The sequence below is a fragment of the Pseudomonas sp. 18-147 genome (genome assembly GCF_051048045.1).
GTDB lineage: Bacteria > Pseudomonadota > Gammaproteobacteria > Pseudomonadales > Pseudomonadaceae > Pseudomonas > Pseudomonas aeruginosa.
The window spans coordinates 1818950-1840821 of the sequence record NZ_CP182296.1; the positions used below are offsets into that span (position 1 = coordinate 1818950).

At 69.6% G+C, this 21872-nt stretch carries 22 protein-coding genes; 17 read left to right on the top strand and 5 right to left on the bottom strand.

Annotation, left to right across the window (positions count from 1 at the left end):
• Nucleotides 1-5: 5 nt before the first annotated feature.
• Complete coding sequence (locus ACM0M4_RS08780; protein WP_003106976.1) at nucleotides 6-818, bottom strand: SirB1 family protein; 813 nt, start codon at nucleotides 816-818, stop codon at nucleotides 6-8.
• Nucleotides 819-1063: 245 nt separating this feature from the next.
• Here ACM0M4_RS08780 and ACM0M4_RS08785 point away from each other — a divergent pair, with 245 nt between their 5' ends.
• The 4 genes from ACM0M4_RS08785 (at nucleotide 1064) to ACM0M4_RS08800 (ending at nucleotide 5452) form a co-directional block, all read left to right on the top strand.
• Nucleotides 1064-2089, top strand: a complete 1026-nt coding sequence (locus ACM0M4_RS08785; protein WP_003091859.1) for a Leu/Phe/Val dehydrogenase — start codon at nucleotides 1064-1066, stop codon at nucleotides 2087-2089.
• Between the two features lie 141 nt (nucleotides 2090-2230).
• Nucleotides 2231-3328 carry a pyruvate dehydrogenase (acetyl-transferring) E1 component subunit alpha gene (gene pdhA, locus ACM0M4_RS08790; RefSeq protein ID WP_054376110.1) on the top strand — a complete coding sequence of 366 codons (1098 nt, stop codon included), beginning with the start codon at nucleotides 2231-2233 and terminating at the stop codon, nucleotides 3326-3328.
• Nucleotides 3321-4322 (top strand): alpha-ketoacid dehydrogenase subunit beta, encoded by a 1002-nt coding sequence (locus ACM0M4_RS08795; RefSeq protein WP_003106981.1) that lies wholly within the window; start codon nucleotides 3321-3323, stop codon nucleotides 4320-4322. The genes pdhA and ACM0M4_RS08795 overlap by 8 nt, the downstream gene beginning before the upstream one ends.
• A gap of 17 nt (nucleotides 4323-4339) precedes the next feature.
• Nucleotides 4340-5452: a dihydrolipoamide acetyltransferase family protein gene (locus tag ACM0M4_RS08800; protein ID WP_003138213.1), complete on the top strand. Its 1113-nt coding sequence runs from the start codon at nucleotides 4340-4342 to the stop codon at nucleotides 5450-5452.
• Here the strand turns inward: ACM0M4_RS08800 and ACM0M4_RS08805 are convergent, their stop codons facing one another.
• From ACM0M4_RS08805 to ACM0M4_RS08815, 3 genes are read right to left on the bottom strand one after another with little or no spacing between them, the layout of a single operon-like run.
• Nucleotides 5453-5851, bottom strand: coding sequence for a DUF2809 domain-containing protein (locus ACM0M4_RS08805; RefSeq protein ID WP_003107529.1), 399 nt, complete (start codon nucleotides 5849-5851; stop codon nucleotides 5453-5455).
• 44 nt (nucleotides 5852-5895) lie between these two features.
• Nucleotides 5896-6480: a hypothetical protein gene (locus ACM0M4_RS08810; RefSeq protein WP_054376111.1), complete on the bottom strand. Its 585-nt coding sequence runs from the start codon at nucleotides 6478-6480 to the stop codon at nucleotides 5896-5898.
• 35 nt (nucleotides 6481-6515) lie between these two features.
• Nucleotides 6516-6782 carry a YebG family protein gene (locus ACM0M4_RS08815; RefSeq protein ID WP_003091854.1) on the bottom strand — a complete coding sequence of 89 codons (267 nt, stop codon included), beginning with the start codon at nucleotides 6780-6782 and terminating at the stop codon, nucleotides 6516-6518.
• A 209-nt stretch (nucleotides 6783-6991) separates the two neighbouring features.
• Here ACM0M4_RS08815 and ACM0M4_RS08820 point away from each other — a divergent pair, with 209 nt between their 5' ends.
• The 9 genes from ACM0M4_RS08820 to ACM0M4_RS08860 all read left to right on the top strand — a co-directional run bounded on the left by ACM0M4_RS08820 (nucleotide 6992) and on the right by ACM0M4_RS08860 (nucleotide 17518).
• The gene (locus ACM0M4_RS08820; protein WP_003091850.1) at nucleotides 6992-7261 is read left to right on the top strand and encodes a DUF2790 domain-containing protein; all 270 of its coding nucleotides are present in this window, start codon (nucleotides 6992-6994) and stop codon (nucleotides 7259-7261) included.
• Nucleotides 7262-7380: 119 nt separating this feature from the next.
• Nucleotides 7381-7599 carry a hypothetical protein gene (locus tag ACM0M4_RS08825; protein ID WP_054376112.1) on the top strand — a complete coding sequence of 73 codons (219 nt, stop codon included), beginning with the start codon at nucleotides 7381-7383 and terminating at the stop codon, nucleotides 7597-7599.
• 76 nt (nucleotides 7600-7675) lie between these two features.
• Complete coding sequence (locus ACM0M4_RS08830) at nucleotides 7676-8191, top strand: RNA polymerase sigma factor (protein ID WP_003107536.1); 516 nt, start codon at nucleotides 7676-7678, stop codon at nucleotides 8189-8191.
• A gap of 64 nt (nucleotides 8192-8255) precedes the next feature.
• Nucleotides 8256-9242, top strand: coding sequence for a FecR family protein (locus tag ACM0M4_RS08835; RefSeq protein ID WP_003138216.1), 987 nt, complete (start codon nucleotides 8256-8258; stop codon nucleotides 9240-9242).
• 209 nt (nucleotides 9243-9451) lie between these two features.
• Nucleotides 9452-12127 carry a heme uptake receptor HasR gene (gene hasR / locus ACM0M4_RS08840; protein WP_009313657.1) on the top strand — a complete coding sequence of 892 codons (2676 nt, stop codon included), beginning with the start codon at nucleotides 9452-9454 and terminating at the stop codon, nucleotides 12125-12127.
• Between the two features lie 85 nt (nucleotides 12128-12212).
• Entirely contained in the window at nucleotides 12213-12830 is a 618-nt protein-coding gene (hasA, locus tag ACM0M4_RS08845) for a heme acquisition protein HasA (protein ID WP_031756904.1), read from the top strand.
• 217 nt (nucleotides 12831-13047) lie between these two features.
• Nucleotides 13048-14838 (top strand): type I secretion system permease/ATPase, encoded by a 1791-nt coding sequence (locus tag ACM0M4_RS08850; protein ID WP_003453185.1) that lies wholly within the window; start codon nucleotides 13048-13050, stop codon nucleotides 14836-14838.
• Nucleotides 14835-16166 (top strand): HlyD family type I secretion periplasmic adaptor subunit, encoded by a 1332-nt coding sequence (locus ACM0M4_RS08855; protein ID WP_003098666.1) that lies wholly within the window; start codon nucleotides 14835-14837, stop codon nucleotides 16164-16166. Before ACM0M4_RS08850 ends, ACM0M4_RS08855 begins: the two co-directional genes overlap by 4 nt.
• A complete protein-coding gene (locus tag ACM0M4_RS08860; protein ID WP_004345209.1) occupies nucleotides 16163-17518 on the top strand; it encodes a TolC family outer membrane protein in 1356 nt (451 codons plus the stop codon). The genes ACM0M4_RS08855 and ACM0M4_RS08860 overlap by 4 nt, the downstream gene beginning before the upstream one ends.
• On the opposite strand, the gene ACM0M4_RS08865 is transcribed toward ACM0M4_RS08860, so the two are convergent.
• Nucleotides 17511-17798: a DUF3509 domain-containing protein gene (locus ACM0M4_RS08865; RefSeq protein ID WP_003091839.1), complete on the bottom strand. Its 288-nt coding sequence runs from the start codon at nucleotides 17796-17798 to the stop codon at nucleotides 17511-17513. The genes ACM0M4_RS08860 and ACM0M4_RS08865 overlap by 8 nt on opposite strands.
• A gap of 174 nt (nucleotides 17799-17972) precedes the next feature.
• Here ACM0M4_RS08865 and ACM0M4_RS08870 point away from each other — a divergent pair, with 174 nt between their 5' ends.
• From ACM0M4_RS08870 to ACM0M4_RS08885, 4 genes are all read left to right on the top strand, one after another.
• The gene (locus ACM0M4_RS08870) at nucleotides 17973-18458 is read left to right on the top strand and encodes a phosphate-starvation-inducible protein PsiE (RefSeq protein WP_003091838.1); all 486 of its coding nucleotides are present in this window, start codon (nucleotides 17973-17975) and stop codon (nucleotides 18456-18458) included.
• 100 nt (nucleotides 18459-18558) lie between these two features.
• Nucleotides 18559-19530, top strand: a complete 972-nt coding sequence (locus tag ACM0M4_RS08875) for an HlyD family secretion protein (protein ID WP_003091837.1) — start codon at nucleotides 18559-18561, stop codon at nucleotides 19528-19530.
• A 3-nt stretch (nucleotides 19531-19533) separates the two neighbouring features.
• Nucleotides 19534-20706: an ABC transporter permease gene (locus ACM0M4_RS08880; RefSeq protein WP_003098671.1), complete on the top strand. Its 1173-nt coding sequence runs from the start codon at nucleotides 19534-19536 to the stop codon at nucleotides 20704-20706.
• Nucleotides 20703-21836, top strand: a complete 1134-nt coding sequence (locus tag ACM0M4_RS08885) for an ABC transporter permease (protein ID WP_003119608.1) — start codon at nucleotides 20703-20705, stop codon at nucleotides 21834-21836. The genes ACM0M4_RS08880 and ACM0M4_RS08885 overlap by 4 nt, the downstream gene beginning before the upstream one ends.
• Nucleotides 21837-21872: the final 36 nt, after the last annotated feature.

A 21872-nucleotide genomic window follows, 5' to 3' on the forward strand; every position in this document is an offset into this window, starting at 1 on the left:
CGGCCTCAGTGCAGGGCGCGGCTGGTCGGCGGGGCGAGTTCGCCCAGGCGCTGGCCGAGGCGCAGTTGCTCGGTGGGATCGTCGCTGAGCAAGAGCGCGCGTTCCAGGTCGTAGCGTTCCGCCTGCGGGCAATCCAGTTGCCGATAGAGGCCGGCGCGGGCCTCGTGGTCGGCGGCGCCCACCGGGCCGAGTTCGATCACCCGCTGGGCATCCTTCAGCGCGGCTAGCGGCTCGCCGGCGGCGCTGTGCAGTTGTCGCAGGTTGCGCGACAGACGCTGGAGGATTTCCCCGGGAGAGGCCTGCTTCAGGTAGGCGGCTTGCAGTTCGCTCTTCGGCCCTTGCAGGCGCAGCAGCAGTTCGCGGCAGTCGGGGGTATAGAGGCGTCGCCCGGTGGCCGGGTCGAGCAGATGGTCGGCCTGCGGCACGCGCAGCAGGAAGCGTCCCGGGAAGTTCACTCCGACCAGCGGAATGTCCAGCCGCCGCGCCAGTTCCATGGCCACCAGCGCCAGCGACAACGGCTGTCCCTGGCGCCGCTGCAGCACCAGCGGGAGCAGGGCCGAGCGCGGTTGCAGGGGGAAGTCGTCGTCTTCGCAGAAACCCTGTTCGCTCATTCGCCGCAGCAACCCCTGGGCGCGCTCGCTGGCCGAGGCGCGGTCGTCCAGGCTGGCGCCGATCTGCCGGACGAGTTCGTCGAGCTCGCGCAGGGCGTGGGCGGGCGAATACGCCGGGAGGTGCTCCGCGGCGATCCACAGGGCCGCCTCGAACAGCGCTGGCGGTTCCTGGGCGAGACAATCGAGGCAGGCTTGACGCGGGTCCATGGCTTTCCTCCTGGTGCGCCTGGATCGCTGCGGACGGGCCGTTCGGAGCACGCCGGGGCCGGTTTCGAGCGGGCGGACCCCAAGGTTGTAACCGTCCGCCGAAGCTTCGTCCAGTACCCGGCTCGGCGAGCGCCGCCGCCTGGTCGTCGGCCTTGCGGGCGTTTCGCCGACGCCTGCCTATACTGAAGGTGCCGGGCGGCAACGGCCCGGCCCGGACAACAAGCAGCAAGCAGGGGAGCCCCAGCATGTTCGACATGATGGACGCGGCCCGGCTCGAGGGTCTCCACCTCGCCCAAGACCCGGCCACGGGACTCAAGGCCATTATCGCCATCCACAGCACGCGACTCGGCCCGGCGCTGGGTGGTTGTCGCTACCTGCCTTACCCCAACGACGAAGCCGCCATCGGCGACGCCATCCGCCTGGCCCAGGGCATGAGCTACAAGGCGGCCCTGGCCGGGCTGGAGCAGGGCGGCGGCAAGGCGGTGATCATCCGCCCGCCGCACCTGGACAATCGCGGCGCGCTGTTCGAGGCCTTCGGGCGCTTCATCGAAAGCCTCGGCGGACGCTACATCACTGCGGTGGACAGCGGTACCTCCAGCGCCGACATGGACTGCATCGCCCAGCAGACCCGCCACGTCACCAGCACCACCCAGGCCGGCGACCCCTCGCCGCATACCGCCCTCGGCGTGTTCGCCGGGATTCGCGCCAGCGCCCAGGCGCGCCTCGGCAGCGACGACCTGGAAGGCCTGCGGGTCGCGGTGCAGGGGCTCGGCCACGTCGGCTACGCATTGGCCGAGCAACTGGCGGCGGTCGGCGCCGAGCTGCTGGTCTGCGACCTCGATCCCGGCCGGGTGCAACTGGCCGTCGAGCAGCTCGGTGCCCATCCGCTGGCGCCGGAGGCATTGCTCTCCACCCCTTGCGACATCCTCGCGCCCTGCGGCCTGGGCGGCGTGCTCACCAGCCAGAGCGTCAGCCAGTTGCGCTGCGCGGCGGTGGCCGGGGCGGCGAACAACCAGTTGGAGCGGCCGGAGGTCGCCGACGAGCTGGAGGCGCGCGGCATCCTCTATGCGCCGGACTACGTGATCAACTCCGGCGGCCTGATCTACGTCGCCCTCAAGCACCGCGGCGCCGACCCGCACAGCATCACCGCGCACCTGGCGCGGATTCCCGCGCGGCTCACCGAGATCTATGCCCATGCCCAGGCCGACCACCAGTCGCCGGCGCGGATCGCCGACCGTCTGGCGGAACGGATTCTCTACGGCCCGCAGTGACGGGCCGGCGTTTCCGGCGAGGCCGCCAGCGGGCCTCGCCAGCGGCAGTGCGGGCCACCCCCGCCGCGCCGCGCGTGCACGCCGCCACCCGCGGCGCGACCCTGAGCGGCACGCCTACCCGGCGTGCGGAGGAGGTTTGCGATGGTTCACAACCGGATCGACCCGCCTTTCACCCGCTACCTCGACAGCGACGGTCGGCCCCTCGGCGAGTTGCCCGCCTGGGCCGGCGACAGCGATGCGCTGGTCGGCCTCTACCGGCAGATGCTCCTGACCCGCCTGTTCGACCAGAAGGCGGTGGCCCTCCAGCGTACCGGGCGGATCGGCACCTATGCGCCAACCCTCGGCCAGGAAGCCATCGGCGTGGCCATCGGCAGCCAGATGCGCGCCGAGGACGTGCTGGTGCCTTATTACCGCGATACCGCCGTGCAATTGATGCGCGGCGTGCGCATGGAGGACATCCTCCTCTACTGGGGCGGCGACGAGCGCGGCAGCGACTACGCCGAAGCGCTGGCGGCGCAGGACTTTCCCATCTGCGTGCCGATCGCCACCCAGGCCCTGCATGCCTGCGGGGTCGCCTCGGCGTTCCGCATCCGCGGCGAACACCGGGTGGCGGTGACCACCTGCGGCGACGGCGCCACCAGCAAGGGCGATTTCCTCGAGGCGCTGAACGTGGCGGGCGCCTGGCAGTTGCCGGTGCTCTTCGTGGTCAACAACAACCAGTGGGCGATCTCGGTGCCGCGGCGCATCCAGTGCGGCGCGCCGACCCTGGCGGAGAAAGCGGTGGGTGCCGGCTTCCCCGGCGAACAGGTGGACGGCAACGACGTGCTGGCGGTCGCCGAACGCGTCCGCGCGGCCCTGGAGCGCGCGCGCCAGGGCAAGGGGCCGACCCTGCTGGAGTGCATCAGCTATCGCCTGTGCGACCACACCACGGCCGACGACGCCAGCCGCTACCGTTCCGCCGAGGAGGTCAACCAGGCCTGGCGCGAGGAGCCGATCAAGCGCCTGCGCGCCTTCCTCGCCGGCCGCGGCCAGTGGGACGAGGAGCGCGAGCAGGCGCTGGTGGGCGAGTGCCAGGCGCGGGTGCAGGAGGCGGTGGAGCGTTTCGAGACGTTCGCCGCGCAGGCGCCGCAGGCACTGTTCGAGCATGTCTACGCGCGCTGGCCGGCGGTCCTGGAGGAGCAGCGCGAGCAATTGCTGGAGCGCGCCGCGCGGCGGCAGGGAGGGGCCGAACATGAATGAGCGCAACGGCGAAGCGAAACGCCTGGCCCTTCTGGAGGCGGTCAACCTGGCGTTGCACCGGGCCATGGCCGAGGACGAGACGGTGGTGGTGCTGGGCGAAGACGTCGGGGTCAACGGCGGGGTGTTTCGCGCCACCCTCGGCCTGCGCGAGCGCTTCGGCTTCAAGCGGGTGCTGGATACGCCGCTGGCGGAGAACATGATCGCCGGGCTGTCCATCGGCATGGCCGCCCAGGGCCTGAAGCCGGTGATGGAGATCCAGTTCATGGGCTTCATCTACGCCGCCATGGAGCAACTGGTGTCCCATGCCAGCCGCCTGCGCAATCGCACCCGCGGCCGCCTGGCCTGCCCGTTGGTGCTGCGCACGCCGATGGGCGCGGGGATCCGTGCGCCGGAGCACCACAGCGAGGCGACCGAGGCGATGTTCGCGCACATCCCCGGCGTCCGCGTGCTGGTGCCGTCGTCGCCGGCGCGGGCCTACGGCCTGCTCCTGGCGGCGATCGACGATCCCGATCCGGTGATCTTCCTCGAGCCGACCCGGCTCTACCGGATGAACCCGCAGCCGCTGGCGGACGACGCCCGGCGCCTGCCGCTGGACAGTTGCTTCACCCTTCGCGAAGGCGGCGACCTGACCCTGGTCAGCTGGGGCGCCAGCGTCCACGAGACCCAGCAGGCCGCCGAGCGCCTGGCGCAGCGCGGCATCGAGGCCGAAGTGATCGACGTCGCCTGCCTCAAGCCGCTCGACCTCGACACCCTCGAAGCCTCGGTGCGCAAGACCGGTCGCTGCGTGATCGTCCATGAGGCGCCGAAGAGTGGCGGCCTCGGCGGGGAAATCGCCGCGAGCCTCTACGAGCGTGTCCTGTTCGACCTGCGGGCGCCGATCCAGCGGGTCGCCGCGGCCGATATCCCGCCGCCGCTGTACCGCCTGGAAGCGCTGTACATGCCCGCCGTGGAGGACATTCTGGCGGCCTGCGACACCGTGCTCGGCTACGCCTGAGCCAAGGGGAGACGACCATGAAGCACTTCAAGCTGCCCGACCTGGGCGAGGGCCTGCAGGAAGCGGAAATCGTCGAATGGCACGTCAAGGCCGGCGACAGCGTGCGCGCCGACCAGCGCCTGGTCTCGGTGGAAACCGCCAAGGCGCTGGTGGACATCCCTGCGCCCTACGATGGGGTGGTGGGCAAGCTGTTCGGCGCCGAGGGCGACATCCTCCACGTCGGCGAACCGCTGGTGGGCTTCGAGGGCGAGGAGGCGGACGCCGGTACCGTGGTGGGGCGCCTGGAGGGCGGCGGTAGCGCCCTGGAGGACCGTTTCTTCATCGGCGCCGCACCGTCCACCCGCGAACACCTGGCACCGCGCGCGACCCCGGCGGTGCGCCAGTTCGCCCGCCAGCAGGGCGTCGAACTGGCCGGCCTGAGCGGCTCCGGCCCGGATGGCCTGATCACCCGCGCCGACGTCGAGGCCGCCGCCCAGGGCGCCCGCGAACGCTTCGGCGGCGAGCGCTTGCGCGGGGTACGGCGGAGCATGGCGCTGAACATGGCGCGCTCGCATGCCGAGGTGGTGCCGGTGACGATCTACGGCGACGCCGACCTGCATCGCTGGAAGACCGCACGCGACCCGTTGATCCGCCTGGCCCAGGCGCTGGCCGAGGCCTGTCGCGCCGAGCCGACCCTCAACGCCTGGTTCGATGGCGCCTCGTTGTCGCTGAAACTGCATGAGCGGCTCGACCTGGGGATCGCCGTGGACACCCCGGACGGCCTGTTCGTGCCGGTGCTGCGCGACGTCGGTGCGCGTTCGGCGGAGGACCTGCGCGCCGGTATGCGGCGCCTGCGCGAAGACGTCCAGGCACGCTCGATCCCGCCGGCGGAAATGCTCGGCGCGACCCTGACCCTATCCAACTTCGGCACCCTGTTCGGCCGCTACGCCAACCCCGTGGTGGTGCCGCCGCAGGTGGCCATCCTCGGCGCCGGCGGCATCCGCGACGAAGTAGTGGCCTGGCGCGGCGAGATGGCGATCCACCCGATCCTGCCGCTCTCGCTGAGCTTCGATCACCGCGCCGCCACCGGTGGCGAGGCGGCGCGTTTCCTCAAGGTACTGGTGAACGCCCTGGAGCAGCCCGACGGCTGATCAGCGCCGGCGCTCCAGCCACCATGCCAGCAGCGCGCCGAGGGCATAGGCGAGCAGGTCGAAGCCGTCGGCGGTGCTACCGAGAACGATGCGCAGCACGGGACTGGAAAATTGCCAATGCAGTTGCGCCGCCAGGTACTGGCCCAGTTCCAGCAGCGCGCCGACGGCAAAGGCGGCGGATGCCAGCCAGGCGGCCGGCGCCCTGAGCGCGCTGCCCATCAGGTAGTAGAGCCAGACCACCGCCAGCAGGTCGCCGCCGAAGCTGCGTATCCAGCCCCAATGCCGGCCCAGGGTGGCGAGCAGGACCAGCAGGCCGAACAGCAGCAGTGCCAGCAGCAGGCTGCGCCGGTCCAGGCGCCAGCGTCGGGAGCGGACGGGGGAGGCGGGGAGAGCGGGCATGGGGCCTTCCTGGTCGATGGGGGTCGGACAAGCGCCGCGCGGACTCAGCGGCGTCGCAGGCTGGCGAGCAGTTGTTCGACGAAGGCGTCGCTGCCGGAGCTGTCGAGGTAGTGCACCTGGGGACCGTCGAGCAGGTAGAGCGCGTGGTAGGGCTTGCCGGCCTGGCTGCCGCGCAGGCGATAGACCTCGGTGCCGGCCACGCGGTAGCGGCTGGCGCTGGCGCGCCGGTCGCACAGGCCGAGGGCCTGGCGCTGCGCCTGGAGACGCTCGCGCTCGGCGTCGGGCAGGCCGTCCAGCGGCAGGGCTCCGAACAGCAGGCGAACCTGTCGCGGGAGGTCGAGCCGTTCGCCCTCGTCCGCGCCCATCTCGTTGCCTTCGAGCAGGCGGTGGGCGAGGTAGTGACCCTCGGCGTAACGGGCGATCAGCAGGTCGCCGCTGTGCAGCAGGGTGGCGGGGGCCCGTTGCAGGTCGAGTTGCAGCCTGCCGGCGCCGCCCAGGGCCAGGACCTGCGCGGCGCCGGCAGAGGCTGCCGGTGTCTCGGCGTCCGTGGCCCGGAACGGGCAGGCGAGGGTAGGGGCACCGGCGAGGCCGAGGAGGACGCACAGCAGGCCGGCAAGTTGTCGCGGCATGTTTCGGCTCCTTGCGCTTTGCTTGCAGCGGCGGCTCATTCGTCCGCGGCGTTTTCCTCGAACAGTTCGTTGAGGGCGTCCGGCTGGTTCTTGAAGGCGCGGGCGAAGGCGTCGCGGTTCTTCGCCATGAAGATGCCGAGTTCTTCCACTTGTTCCTCCTTCAGCGACGGCACCGCCTTCTGCAGCACCTCGGCCAGCGTTTCCGCCAGCTCCAGCATCTTGTCGTAACGATCGGCTTCAGCCTTGTCCATGAACAAACGCTCCTGATCCCGGCTGCTGCGGTACACCACTTCGACGGCCATTCATCACCTCTGTGCCTTCTGAGTCGCAAGGTTGCTTTGACTGGTTATCCATACAGTATATGGCGTCTTGCCGTCCGTGGATAGCGCCAGGATTGCCGGCGCATTGCCAGGGCGGTCGTCGTCTGACAGAAATGTCACGCCGGGCTCATGAGCCTGACAGTCTCCGCAGCGTAGTTTCAGGCTGAACGTTCTACCAAGGAGACATCCTCATGAGAGTGATCCCGTTGGCACTTGTCGCGCTGCTCGGCCTGGCGCCGCTGGCCCAGGCGCAGCAGCAGCCCTACGGACCCAACCCGGACTCGAAATCGCTCCGCCAGCACTACGTGGAAGGGCGCCTGGACATCGCCCGGGTGATCTACAAGACCGACCTGTGGAGCGCCTGTGGGATCGTCCCGGCGCGCCTGGTCTACGAGGACTCGCAGGGCGAGCGGCATACCGTCGAGTACAAGGCCTGGGGCAGCGGCTGCAGCGGCAATTGAGCGAACCCGGCGCGGCACGGGCCGCGCCGGGTTTTCCTCGGCTCCCGCGCTTCTGCTAAGGTTGCGCGCCTGCCGCCCGTTGCGCGGCGCATACCTTCCGCCCCGCAAGGATGCCCGGCATGCAAGACTTCGGTTTCGCCCTTCTGCTCATCGGCTACGTCTGGTCCGTGGCCAGCGGCGGTCGCCGTTCGATCCCCTGCGCATTGCTCTGCCTGCTGCTGTTTCCGCTGGCGCAACTGGCCTTCGCCATCAACGACGCGCCGATGCGCCCGCCGCTGGCGCTGGCGGCCTTTGGCGCGGGCCTGGCCTACCTCGGCGGCGGCTCGGTGTTCGGCTGAGCCCGGCATCTCACAAGAATACGATTGAAAATCATTATCATAAAAAATATGCTGCTGCCCTTCTGAAAGGACGTGGGTGGATGCGCCGTTGGCGGAGCAGGATCTCAAGGCACTGTTTCTCAGGCATGCCCGGCAGTTGCAGTCGTATCTGTTGCGCAAGACCCGTGATCCACACCTGGCGGCGGACCTGGCGCAGGAAAGCTTCCTGCGCCTGGCCGAGCAGCGGCACAAGGAGCCGATCGAGCATGTCGACGCCTATCTCTACCGCACCGCGCACAACCTCACCATCGACCATTACCGGCAGGAACGGCGGCGGCGCACCGAGACCCGGCCCAACGACGACCTCGCCGGGTTCGTCGCCGACCAGCCCGGCCCCGAGGAGTCCGCGGTGGATGCCGATGCGCTTGCCCGCCTGCGCGAGATAGTCGCCGAACTGCCGCCGCGCACCCGTGAGATCTTCCGTCTCAACCGTCTGGAGGGGCTGACCCATGCCGAGGTGGCGAGACGCCTGGAAATCTCCGATAGCTCGGTGCAGAAGCACCTGGCCCGCGCCCTGGCCCATGTGATGCAGGCACTCGAGGATTCCCGCTGAATGGATTACCGAGTCTTGCCGGTTCGCGCGTCTGAACCTCTATAACGACCAACGAGAGCCGCACGTGAACAGCCCCCAGGAACAACAGCAGATCCGCCAGCAGGCCGCCGAATGGGCGATCCGCCTGGACGGCGGCGACCTCGACCGGTCCCGGCGCGAAGCGCTGGACGGCTGGCTGGCGGCCGACCCCCGGCACCCGGCCGCGCTGGCGCTGGCGCAACGGACCTGGAAACAGCTGGGATCGCTGGCCGAACCGCGGACGATGGTTCAGACGCCGGTCGCCAGCGCGCCGCGCCGCGCCGGGGGGCGGCGCAAGGGCTGGCGCGGCTGGGCCGCGGCGGCGGCGGTGCTGCTGGCCCTGGGCAGCGCCTGGAACGAACGCGACGCCGGCGTGAGCTGGCTGGCCGACCACGCCACCGGCAAGGGCGAGGTGCGCATCCTGCGGCTGGTGGATGGCAGCGAGGTCGAACTGGACGCACAGAGCGCCATCGATGTCGCCTACGACAGCCGCGAGCGACGGGTGCGCCTGCTCGAAGGCAGCGCGATCTTCCGCGCCGCCCCCCGCGCGGGCCGGGAGACCCGGCCCTTCGTGGTGGAAAGCGCCGGCGGCAGCACTCGTGCGCTGGGCACTCGGTTCCTGGTCAGCCGCAACGACGACGGCAGCGTCCAGGTCGGGGTGCTCGAACACCGCGTCGCGGTGGCCCTGGCGCATCCGCGCACGGGGACCGTCGGGCGCCGCGAGCTGGGCGAGGGCGAGAGCCTGCGCTACAGCGCGGAGGGCGGCGTCGAGGCGCCGCTGGGCGGTCGCCTCGACGACCTGACCAGTTGGCGGCGCGGCCTGCTGGTCTTCGACGAGCAGCCGCTGGGCGAGGTGGTGGCGCGGCTCAATCGCTACCGGCCGGGGCATTTGCTGGTGGCTCCCGGTGCGTTGGCGCAGCGGCGGGTCAGCGGCGTATTCCGGGTCGCCGACCTGGAGGCCTCGTTGCAGTCGATCAGCGATGAGCTGGGAGTGCGCAGCCTGGGCCTGGCGGGAGTGACGCTGCTGTACTGAGCGGCGCGATCGCTTCCGAGAGCCTCGACCACGGGCCGGGCAGTCGCCCCGCGCGCTTGTTCCGGCAGGGGCCGGGAAGCGCATTTTCGAGCCGTGGATCCCGCCGGCGAAAAATTTTCTCGATTTCCGTTACTGACTTTCCCTGCCTCCATCGTTCTCTTAACGAGACTGATTCTTATTACACAAAACGATGGAGTGTAGGCGCTGTCATGAAACATCGTGGATGGAGTGCCGTGCGAGGCGGTCGCAAGGGGGCGCAACTGGCCCTGGGGCTGGGCCTGGTCCTGCTGGGAACGGCCGCGCTACCGCTGCATGCGCAAGACGGGGCGGACTCGGCGAGCCAGCAGCAGACCGCGCTGCGCCGGGTCCGGCTGGACATCCCGGCACAACCGCTGAACCGCGCCCTGCTGCGATTCGCCGAGCAGGCCGGGGTCCAGGTGTTCTTCGACAGCCAGCGTTTCGCCGGTCTCGGCAGCGCGGCGGTGCACGGCGAATACGTGCTGGCCGACGGCCTGAGCCAGATGCTCCAGGGCAGCCCGGTGGAATACCGCTTCTCCGGCAAGGACCAATTGAGCCTGATCCGCGTCAGCCAGGACGACCTGGTGCAGATGTCGCCCTCGGTGATCTCCGCCGCGCGTCCGGACGACTGGGTCTACCAGACGCCGCATTCGGTCAGCGTGATCGGCCGCGAGCAGATCGAGCGCAACCCGCCGCGGCATGCCGCCGACATGCTCGAGGAAACCCCCGGGGTGTACTCCTCGGTGAGCCAGCAGGACCCCGGCCTGTCGGTGAACATCCGTGGCATCCAGGACTACGGGCGGGTCAACATGTCGGTCGACGGCATGCGCCAGAACTACCAGCAGAGCGGCCACCAGCAGCGCAACGGGACGCTCTACGTCGATCCCGAGCTGCTCAGCGAGGTGGTCATCGACAAGGGCGCCAGCTCGGCCATGGGCGGCGCCGGGGTGATCGGCGGGATCGCCAACTTCCGCACCCTGGAGGCCCGCGACCTGGTCAAGCCGGGCAAGCAGGTCGGTGGCCGGGTGCGCCTCACCAGCGGCCTGGGCGGCGACGCCAACGGCACCCACTTCATCGGCAGCGCGGCCTTCGCCATCGGCACCGAGGCCTGGGACATGCTGGTCGCCGCCAGCGAGCGCCACCTGGGCGACTACGACCCGGGGACCAAGGGCAGCATCGGCGAGCTGCGCACCGGCGCCTGGTTCAATCCCGAGGCCGGGCAGCGGGTCAAGCATTCGCCGGTGGCCTACTCCGGCTATGTGATGCGCTCGCGACTGGCCAAGCTTGGCGTCGCCCTGCCGCAGGACCAGCGCCTGCAGTTCAGCTACCTGACCACCCAGGTGTCCTACGACGACGCCAACATGCTCAACACCGAGAACCAGGCGCTCTGGGAAAAGCTCGGCAGCAGCGACGTGCGTGCGCAGAACTTCGCCATCGACTACGGCTACGCGCCGGACAACCCGTTGGTGGACTTCAAGGCCAAGCTCTACTACGTCGACAACCGCAACCGCCAGCAGACCCTGCAACGCGGTATCACCCCCGGCTACTCGATCACCTACCAGACCGACACCTACGGCGCGCAGGCGCAGAACACCTCGACCTTCGCTCTCGACGATCTCTCCACGCTGCGCGCCAACTATGGCCTGGAGTTCTTCTACGACAAGGTGCGGCCGGACTCCAGCCAGCCGCGGGCGAGCACCTCGGCGGTCGGCTTCCCTGCGGCCGAAGGCATGACCCCCAAGGGCGACCGCGCCCTCGGTAGCCTGTTCGCCCGTCTCGACTACGACTACGACGACTGGCTCAACCTCAACGCCGGGCTGCGTTACGACCGCTACCGCCTGCGCGGCGACACCGGCTTCAACGCGCGCACCTTCATCCTTGGCACCACCCGGCAGACCGACATGCCGCTGCAATACGCCGTCGACCGCGAGGAGGGGCGCTTCTCGCCGACCTTCGGCCTGTCGGTCAAGCCCGGCGTCGACTGGTTGCAGTTGTTCGCCACCTACGGCAAGGGCTGGCGCCCGCCGGCGGTGACCGAGAGCCTGATCACCGGCCGCCCCCACGGCGGCGGCGCGGAAAACATGTACCCCAACCCGTTCCTCAGTCCGGAGCGCTCGAAGGCCTGGGAAGTCGGTTTCAACGTGCTGAAGGAGAACCTCTGGTTCAGCGACGACCGCCTGGGCCTGAAGGTCGCCTACTTCGACACCCGGGTCGACGACTTCATCTTCATGGGCATGGGCATGCAGCCGCCGGGCTACGGCATGGCCGGGATCGGCAACAGCGCCTACGTCAACAACCTCGACAGCACGCGCTTCCGTGGCGTCGAGTACCAGCTCGACTACGATGCCGGGCTGGCCTACGGGCAGCTCTCCTACACGCACATGATCGGCAGCAACGACTTCTGTTCGAAGACCGCCTGGCTCGGCGGCGTCACCCAGACGGTGAAGGGCAGCGGTCGCCGCCCGCCGGTGATCGACATGCGGCCGGACGAGCAGGCCAACGCCGCCACCCATTGCAGCGCGGTGCTCGGCTCCGCCGAACACATGCCGATGGATCGCGGCTCGCTGACCCTGGGCATGCGCTTCTTCGACCGCAGGCTGGACGTCGGCGCCCGTGCCCGCTACAGCGAAGGCTACTCGGTGGCTGGCGGCGCCACGGTGTCGCAGGCCGGCGTGTACCCGGCGGACTGGAAGGAATACACCGTCTACGACCTGTACGGCAGCTACCGGGTGAGCGATGAACTGACCCTGCGCCTGGCCATGGAGAACGTCACCGACCGCGCCTACCTGGTGCCGCTGGGCGACGTGCTGGCCTTCACCCTCGGTCGCGGGCGGACCCTGCAAGGCACCCTCGAATACCAGTTCTGACCCCCGTTTTGCCCAGTGAAGGGCAAAACCGGAGCGGGCATCCGTGCGCTCCGGCATTCACCACTCGTTGAATTGGAGTTTTGGCATGAGCATTTCGATTTCCTACAGCACCACCTACAGCGGCTGGACCGTAGCGGATTACCTGGCGGACTGGTCGGCCTACTTCGGCGACGTCAACCATCGTCCGGGCCAGGTGGTGGACGGCAGCAATACCGGCGGCTTCAACCCCGGTCCGTTCGACGGCAGCCAGTACGCGCTGAAGAGCACCGCCAGCGACGCGGCCTTCATCGCCGGCGGCGACCTCCACTACACCCTGTTCAGCAACCCCAGCCACACCCTGTGGGGCAAGCTGGACAGCATCGCCCTCGGCGACACCCTGACCGGCGGCGTCTCCAGCGGTGGCTATGCCCTGGACAGCCAGGAGGTGAGCTTCAGCAACCTGGGCCTGGATTCGCCGATCGCCCAGGGCCGCGACGGCACCGTGCACAAGGTGGTCTACGGCCTGATGAGCGGTGACAGCAGCGCCCTGCAGGGGCAGATCGACGCGCTGCTGAAAGCGGTCGACCCGAGCCTGTCGATCAACTCCACCTTCGACCAGTTGGCCGCGGCCGGCGTCGCCCATGCCACCCCGGCTGCGGCAGCGGCGGAAATCGGCGTGGTCGGCGTGCAGGAACTGCCGCACGACCTGGCCCTGGCGGCCTGAGCAACTGTCCACGATAGCGTTCGTGGACTGCTTGCGCTAAAGGCCGGAGAGGAGTTGGCGCTCCTCTCCGGCGCACGAACCGCCGTCGCTGCGCCTCGCACCCGTGGCGACGGCGGCCCCCGGATTGTTCCTCCGCCGGCCGTGCCCGGCAAGCGGAGACTGCCGCAATGTCCTCCGGGCCCGCTCGCGGCCCGGACACCCACAGGACCCGACTCCGATGAAGCTCCGGCCGGCCTCGCCGCGCAATGAAATCCTCGCCACCCTCGGCCGCTTCCGCCCGGCGCTGCGCAGCGTCGCGCTGTTCACCGCGGTGATCAACCTGCTGATGCTGGCGCCGTCGCTGTACATGCTGCAGGTCTACGACCGGGTGCTCGGCTCCGGCAACCACATGACCCTGCTGATGCTGACCCTCATGGTGCTCGGCCTCTACCTGCTGCTCGGCGCCCTGGAGTGGGTGCGCAGCCTGGTGGTGATCCGCCTCGGCGGCCAGCTCGACATGCAACTCAACCAGCGCATCTACGACGCCTCGTTCCGCGCCAGCCTGGAGCGCGGCGAGCAGGCCGTCGGGCAGGCGCTGAACGACCTGACCAGCCTGCGCCAGTTCCTCACCGGCAACGCCCTGTTCGCCTTCTTCGACGCGCCCTGGTTCCCGCTCTACCTGCTGGTGATCTTCCTCTTCAGTCCCTGGCTCGGCCTGCTCGCCCTGGTTGGGGCGCTGCTGCTGGTGCTGCTCGCCTGGGTCAACGAAAGCCGCTCGCGCGAACCGCTGGCCGAGGCCGGGCAACTGTCGATCCTCGCCACCCAGCAGGCCTCGGCCAACCTGCGCCAGGCGGAAACCCTGGCGGCAATGGGCATGTTGCCGGCCATGCGCGCGCGCTGGTTCGCCCAGCACCAGGCCTTCCTTGCCCGGCAGAACCTCGGCAGCGAGCGCAGCGCGGCGATCGGCGCGACCTCCAAGGGCGTGCGCCTGGCCTTGCAGTCGCTGGTGCTCGGCCTCGGCGCCTGGCTGGCGGTGGAAGGCCTGATCACCCCGGGGATGATGATCGCCGGCTCGATCCTGATGGGCCGCGTGCTCAGCCCCATCGACCAGTTGATCGCGGTCTGGCGCCAGTGGAGCGGCGCGCGGCAGGCCTACCAGCGGCTGGCGCGGCTGCTCGAGGAGAATCCGCCGGCTGCCCTGGGCATGCCGCTGCCGGCGCCGCGCGGCGCGTTGCGCGTCGAGCGGCTCTGCGCGGCCGCGCCGGGACGCGAGCAGGCATTGTTGCAGGACCTCGGTTTCGCCCTGGAGCCTGGCGAAGCGCTCGGCGTGATCGGGCCGTCCGGTTCCGGCAAGTCGACCCTGGCGCGCTTGCTGGTGGGCGCCTGGCAGCCGCTGTCCGGCGCGGTGCGCTTGGACGGCGCCGACCTGCGGCAGTGGAGCGCGGCGGCACTGGGGCCGCACATCGGCTACCTGGCCCAGGACGTGCAACTGTTCGCCGGCAGCATCGCCGAGAACATCGCGCGCTTCGCCGAGGTGGATGCCGAGAAGGTGGTGGCGGCAGCGCGCCTGGCCGGCGTACACGACCTGGTGCTGCGCCTGCCGCAGGGCTACGACACGCGCCTTGGCGACGGCGGCGCTGGACTCTCCGGCGGCCAGCGCCAGCGCATCGGCCTGGCCCGCGCGCTGTACGGGCGACCGGCGCTGATCGTGCTCGACGAACCCAATGCCAGCCTCGACGAGGCGGGTGAGGCGGCCCTGGCCGAGGCCATCGCGGCGATGCGCCGGCACGGCAGCAGCCTGGTGCTGGTCACCCACAAGCCGGCGGTGCTGGCGCTGACCGACAAGCTGTTGTTGCTGCATGGCGGACGCCTGCAGCGTTTCGGCGCGACCGCCGAGGTGCTTGCCAGCGCCTCGCCGCCGGCCGCTGCGGCCCCGGCGCCGACACGGCCGACGCCGGCGTTCGGTTTCGGCTACCGGCCGGGACCGGGGATGCCGGTCGGCGGTGTGCCGGGAGGAGCGGCGCGATGAGCGGGCAGGCGCGGTTGCGCGAAGTCGGCGCCGGCGGCGCGGCGCTGGAACTGGACGAGAAGCGTTTTTCCCGGCTCGGCTGGGGGCTGGTGCTGCTCGGCTTCGTCGGCTTTCTCCTGTGGGCCGGGTTGGCCCCGCTGGACAAGGGCGTCGGGGTCTCCGGCACGGTGATGGTGGCCGGTAGTCGCAAGGCCGTGCAGCACCCTACCGGCGGCCTGGTCAGGCACATCCGCGTGCACGAAGGCGAGCGGGTGGAGGCAGGACAGGTGCTGCTGGAGATGGACGCTACCCAGGCCCGGGCCCAGGCCGATGGCCTGTTCGCCCAGTACCTGGCGGCGCTGGCGAGTCTGGCGCGGCTGAGCGCCGAGCGCGATGAAAAGGCGCGGATCGAGTTTCCCGCCGAGCTGCTGGCGCTGGACGACCCGCGCCTGCCGACCCTGCTGGAACAGCAGCGGCAGTTGCACGACAGCCGTCGGCGGGCGCTGCGCCTGGAACTCGATGGTCTCGCCGAGACGGTCGCCGGCAGCCAGGCGCAACTGGACGGCCTGCAAGCCGCGCTGCGCAGCAAGGAGCAGCAGCGCGCCGCCCTCGAGGAACAGTTGCGCGGCCTGCGCCAACTGGCCAGCGAGGGCTACGTGCCGCGCAACCGCCTGCTCGACAGCGAGCGCCTGCTGGCCCAGGTCAACGGCGAGATCGCCGGCGACCTCGGCAGCCTCGGCAGTACCCGCCGGCAGATCCTCGAACTGCGCCTGCGCATGGCCCAGCGGCGGGAGAAGTTCCAGGAAGAGGTGCGCGCCAGCCTGGCCGACGCCCAGGTGCGCGCCGAGGAGTTGCGCAATCGCCTGGCCAGCGCGCGCTTCGACCTGGCCAACAGCGAGGTACGGGCGCCGGTCGCCGGCCTGGTGGTCGGCCAGGAAGTGTTCACCGAGGGCGGCGTGATCGCGCCCGGCCAGCAACTGATGGAAATCCTCCCGGAGCGCCAGCCGCTGCTGGTGGACGCTCGGCTGCCGGTGGAGATGGTCGACAAGGTCCGCGTCGGCCTGCCGGTGGAGCTGATGTTCAGCGCCTTCAACCAGAGCACTACGCCGCGGGTGGAGGGCGAAGTGACCCTGGTCTCGGCCGACCGCCTGCTGGACGAGCGCAGCGAGGCGCCGTACTACCGGGTGCGCATCCGCGTAGGCGAGGAGGGCGTACGTCGCCTGGCCGGCCTGGAGATCCGCCCGGGGATGCCGGTGGAGGCCTTCGTCCGCAGCGGCGAGCGCTCGCTGCTGAACTACCTGTTCAAGCCGCTGGCCGACCGTACCCACCTGGCGCTGGGGGAAGAATGAATCGCCTGCGAGCCTGCCTGCTGTCCTCCGCGCTGCTTTCGGCCTCCTCGGCCCAGGCGCTGGGCCTGCTGGACGCCTACCAACTGGCGGTGCGCCACGACCCGACCTTCCAGGCGGCGCTCCACGAGCGCCGCGCCGGCAGCGAAAACCGCGCCATCGGCCGTGCCGGCCTGCTGCCGAGCCTGCGCTACGACTACAACAAGGCGCGCAACGACTCCACCGTCAGCCAGGGCGACGCCCGCGTCGAGCGCGACTATCGCAGCTACGCCTCGACCCTCAGCCTGGAGCAGCCGCTGTTCGACTACGAGGCCTACGCGCGCTACCGCCAGGGCGAGGCCCAGGCGCTGTTCGCCGACGAACAGTTCCGCGGGCGCAGCCAGGAACTGGCGGTGCGCCTGTTCGCCGCCTACAGCGAAACCCTGTTCGCCCGCGAGCAGGTGCTCCTGGCCGAGGCCCAGCGGCGCGCCCTGGAAACCCAGCTGGCGTTCAACCAGCGTGCCTTCGAGGAAGGCGAGGGCACCCGCACCGACCTGTTGGAGACCCGCGCCCGGCTGAGCCTGACCCGCGCCGAGGAGATCGCCGCCGGCGATCGTGCGGCGGCGGCGCGGCGTACGCTGGAAGCGATGCTCGGGCAGGCACTGGAGGATCGCGAACTGGCCGCGCCCATCGAGCGTTTCCCGGCGTTGCGCCTGCAACCGGCGACCTTCGAGGGCTGGCGCCAGGTGGCCCTGCAACGCAGCGCCGAGCTGGGCGCCCAGCGCTATGCGCTGGAGGCGGCGGCCTACGAGGTGGAGCGCAATCGTGCCGGCCACCTGCCCAGGCTCAGCCTCTACGCCAGCAGCAGCAAGACGCACTCGGCTTCGGAAAGCACCTACGAGCAGAAATACGACACCGACAGTGTCGGCCTGCGTCTCAGCCTGCCGCTGTTCGAGGGCGGGCGGGTGTCGGCGGCGACCCGCCAGGCCGGCGACAAGTACGCTCAGGCCCAGGCCGAGCTGGATGCCCAGGTGGCCAGTGTGATCAATGACCTGCACAGCCAGTTCGACCTGACCGCCAGCAGCCTGGCCAAGGTGCGTGCCTATGAGATGGCGGTGGCGGCGGCGCGCGAACAGGTGACGGCGACGCGGCGCAGCGTCGCCGGCGGGGAGCGGGTCAATCGCGACGTGCTGGACGCCGAACAGCAGTTCTACGGCGCCCGCCGCGACCTGGCGGAAGCGCGCTACGCCTACCTCAACGCCTGGCTGCGCCTGCGCCAGTTGGCGGGGGTGCTGGAAGACCGCGACCTGGCGGTGCTGGCCGCCTATTTCGGCGCCGGCGAAGGACGCGCGCAGGTCGCCGCTGCCATCAGATAGCTATCGGCCAGCGTGCCTTGCCTTGGGTCATCGCCTGCAACAGTTGCGGCGCGCTGGTGCCGTTTTCGATGGCGATGCCGAAACGGATGCTCTCGATCATCCGCTGCAACTGCTCCAGGTCATGCAGTTGCGCCGGTCGGATCAGGCGCTTGGCGGCGACCCCGCGTTCGTTGGAGAGGGTGAGGACGATGCTGCCGTCCGGCCGCTCCAGGCTGAGGTTGACCCGGTACTCGGCCTGGAAGGCCTCGGTGAGGAGCTGGAAAGGGCTGCTGTCGGTCATGGCGGACCACCTGAATGCTGTCGTGCTGGTTGGGACTGGGTGTCGCCCGGAAAGTTCTTTGTCACCGCCGGGCTGTACCCTGCGCCGACGTGCGGACGTCTATCTGCGCACGTGCCTTGGCCTGGGCCTTGCACGCTTCGGGCCAGGTGGCCGTCGTCTTTGTCGGGAGAAGCTATGAAACAGAATTGGGCCGAGCGCCTGCGCGCAAGCATGCACCACCAGGCGGAGAGCCTCGGCAACCTGCTGGTGGAGGCGTTCCACTACCTGGCCCTGTTCGCCATCGGCGCCACGGTCTTCTGGGCGGCTGGCGCGGCCTTCCTGGGGATGGTGAACAAGGGGCATGCGTCGATCGACGACATCCTCCTGCTGTTCATCTACCTCGAGCTGGGCGCGATGGTCGGTATCTACTTCAAGACCAACCACATGCCGGTACGCTTCCTGATCTACGTGGCGATGACCGCGCTGACCCGCCTGATGATCGCCGACATCCAGCACAACCATACGCCGGACGATGGCATCATCCTGGTCTCGGTGGCGTTGCTGCTGCTGGCGCTGGCGATCCTGGTGGTGCGCTTCGCCTCGGCGCGCTTCCCTTCGGCGAAGTCCGACGGCGCCGCCGCGCGGCGGGTGGCGAGCGAGGACGCCGAAGGGGAAGCCTGATTCGTCGCCGCGCCGGAGCCGGTCTCCGGCGCGCTTCCGGCCAGCGCAACGGCCTGGCAATGTACTACCATCGCCCGGTCGTGTTCAGGAAGCCTGCCCCATGAAGGGATGGAAACTCTTTACCCCGCTGCTGATCCTCGCGATCGTCGCCATCACCCTCTACCTGCGCCTGCACAATCCGCCCCTGCTGTTGCAGGGCGAGGCGGACGCCACCAACGTCATCGTTTCCTCCAAGGCCAAGGGCCGGGTCCAGGTGCTGCACGTGCGGCGCGGCGACGAGGTGAAGCAGGGCGACCTGCTGATCAGCCTCGACAGCCCCGAGCTGGAAGCCCAGCTCGATGCCTTGCACGCGGCGCGCAACCAGGCCCAGGCGCAGCTCGACGAGTCGCTCCACGGTACCCGCGAGGAGAGCATCCGCGCGCTCAAGGCCAGCCTGGCACAGGCCGAGGCCGAGTTGCGCAACGCCGAGTCGGATTTCCAGCGCAACCAGCAGATGGTCGAGCGCGGCTTCCTCTCGCGGACCCAGTTCGACCTCTCGCGGCGTGAGCGCGATGTCGCCCGCGACCGCGTCGCCGAGGCGCGGGCCAATCTCGACGAAGGCCTCAAGGGCGACCGCGAGGAGCGCCGCCAGGCGTTGCAGGCCGCGGTGCGCCGGGCCGACGCGCAGATCGCCGAGCTACAGGCGCAGATCGACGACCTGCAGGTGCGCGCGCCGGTCAACGGCGAGGTCGGGCCGATCCCCGCCGAACAGGGCGAACTGATCAACGCCTACAGTCCGCTGCTGACGCTGGTGCGGCTGGACGACAGCTACTTCGTCTTCAACCTGCGCGAGGACATCCTGGCCAAGGTGCGCAAGGGCGACCGCATCGTCATGCAGGTGCCCGGCCTGGGCGGCGCCGAGGTCGAGACCGAGCTGCGCTACATCGCCCCGCTGGGCGATTTCTCGACCAGGCGCGCGACCCGCGCCACCGGCGATTTCGACCTGAAGACCTTCGAGACCCGCTTCTACCCGTTGCAGCCGACACCCGGCCTGCGCCCGGGCATGAGCGCGCTGTGGCGCTGGACGAACTGAGCGATGGCGTGGGCCGCGCTGAAGCGCAACGCCAGCCGTTTCGTCCAGGCGTTCAACACCGAGACGCGGATCGCCTGCCGCAGCTGGACCATCCACTGGCTCGGCTGGTGCTGGCCGCTGCTGCTGTTCGGCGTGATCAGCGGCGTCTACCAGGCCGGTACCCTGCTGGACATGCCGCTGGCGGTGATCGACAAGGACCATAGCCAACTGTCGCGCAAGTTGATCCGCGAACTCGACGCGACCTCCCACGCCCAGGTGATCACCGTTCCCGCCGGCGTCCAGGAGGGGCTCGACGCGATCCGTCGGGCCGATGCCTACGCCTTGCTCTACATCCCGCCGGACTTCGAGGCCGACGTGCTCGGCGGGCGCGCGCCGAAGGCCGAGCTGTACTACAACGCGCTGCTGTATTCGGCCGGCTACGCCGCCACCCAGGACTTCTCGGCGCTGGTCGCCAGCCTCAACGGCGAATTGCGTCCGCGCCTGGCCGCCGGGATGCCGGCGGCGCTGCCGCACCTGGCGAGCATCAGCGTGTCCTACGACAGCCTGTTCAATGCCAGCGGCAACTACATCTATTACCAGCAGTTCGCCGCCATCGTGCACCTGCTACAGCTGTTCGTGATCGTCACCATGGTCCATGTGCTGGCCCGCGAGGCGCCGGAACTGCGCGCCTCCTCGCCGCACATCCTGCGGGCCAAGGCCCTCGGCGTACGCCTGGTGGGCAAGCTGGCGCCCTACACGCTGCTGTTCACCGCGCTGCTGATGCTGGAAATCTTCCTGCTGGTGGCGTTCTCCGGCGCGCGCATCAACGGCAGCCCGCTGGCGATGCTGATGATCACGCTGTTCTACGTGATCGCCGCGCAGAGCGTCGGGCTGGTGCTGTTCGTCTTCACCGCCAACCGCTTCACCGCCTATTCGCTGGTGGGCATGCTGATCGGCGTCGCCCAGACCTACTCGGGAGTGCTGATCCCGGAACTGGCGATGCCGACCCTGGCGCGGGTGATCGCCGAGGCCGAGCCGCTGACCCACACCCTGCACGGCCTGTTCGACCAGTTCCTGCGCCAGGCGCCGCCCAGTTCGGCGCTCTACACCTGCGCCAAGCTGGCGCTGTACCCGCTGATCGCCTACATGATCGCCAAGATGCGCCTGCGCAGCCGCCTGGACCTGAGCCCGATATGAAGAACTACCTGCAAATCCTCCGGGAAACCCTGAAGGCCATGCTGTCCAAGCCGATGTGGCTGATGGTCGTGGCCTCGGTGTGCATCACCTCGCTGCCGTACATGAACCACACCGCCCTCGACCTGCCGGTGGCGGTGGTCGACGAGGATCACAGCGACGTGTCGCGCGAGCTGGTCCGGCTGCTCGATTCGGCGCCGAAAGTCGCCGTGGTCGGCTACGACAGCCTGCCGCAGGCCAAGCGCGACCTGGCCTGGCGCGAGCTGTACGCGATCATCGTGATCCCGCTGAACTTCGAGAAGCGCCTGCTGCGCGGCGAGGCGCTGGTGATCCCGTACTTCGGCGATGCCACCAACCGCATGGCCAACGGCCAGATCCAGCAGGACATCTCGGCGGTCTACAGCGCGCTGACCAACCGTTACAACGCCGCTCTGCTGGAACGCGAAGGCTTCACCGCGACCCAGGCGCAGGTGGTGCTGAGCCCGCTGGTAGGGCAATTGACCGACCTGTTCAACCCCGGCATCAGCTTCGCCGCGATCGTCCTTCCGGGGCTGCTGTCGCTGATCCTGCAACACAGCCTGCTGCTCGGCTGCACCCGCGGCAACATCATGCTGCGCGGCGGCACCCCGCGCTACATGCGCCAGCCGCTGTCGACCCGCTTCGGCCGCTACAGCGCGCAACTGCTGATCTGGTCCGTGCTGGCGATGCTCTTCTACGTGATCTGGCCGCACCTGCTGGGCTATCGCCAGTCGGCCTCGTTCTTCATGCTGCTGGGGATCGTCCTGCCGTTCCTAATCGCGGTGATCGCCCTCAGCGAGTTCATCGCCGAGCTGCTGCCCACCGAGGAATCGGTGTACCTGACCATGACCTTCATCACCCTGCCGCTGTTCTACATGGCCGGCTACAGCTGGCCGGAACAGGCCATGCCGGACTGGGTACGCTGGCTGGCCGACGCGATCCCCTCGACCTGGGCGATCCGCGCCATCGCCGAGATGAACCAGATGGACCTGCCGCTGCGCGAAGTCAGCGACCATGCCCTGGTGCTGCTGGGCATGGCCGCCACCTATGCGTTGCTGGGTACGCTGCTGTACCAGTACCGCAACTGGCGCTGGGACAACGTCAAGGGTTGGTGAAGCGGCGCAAGGCCGGCCATACTCGGCTGGCGTTCG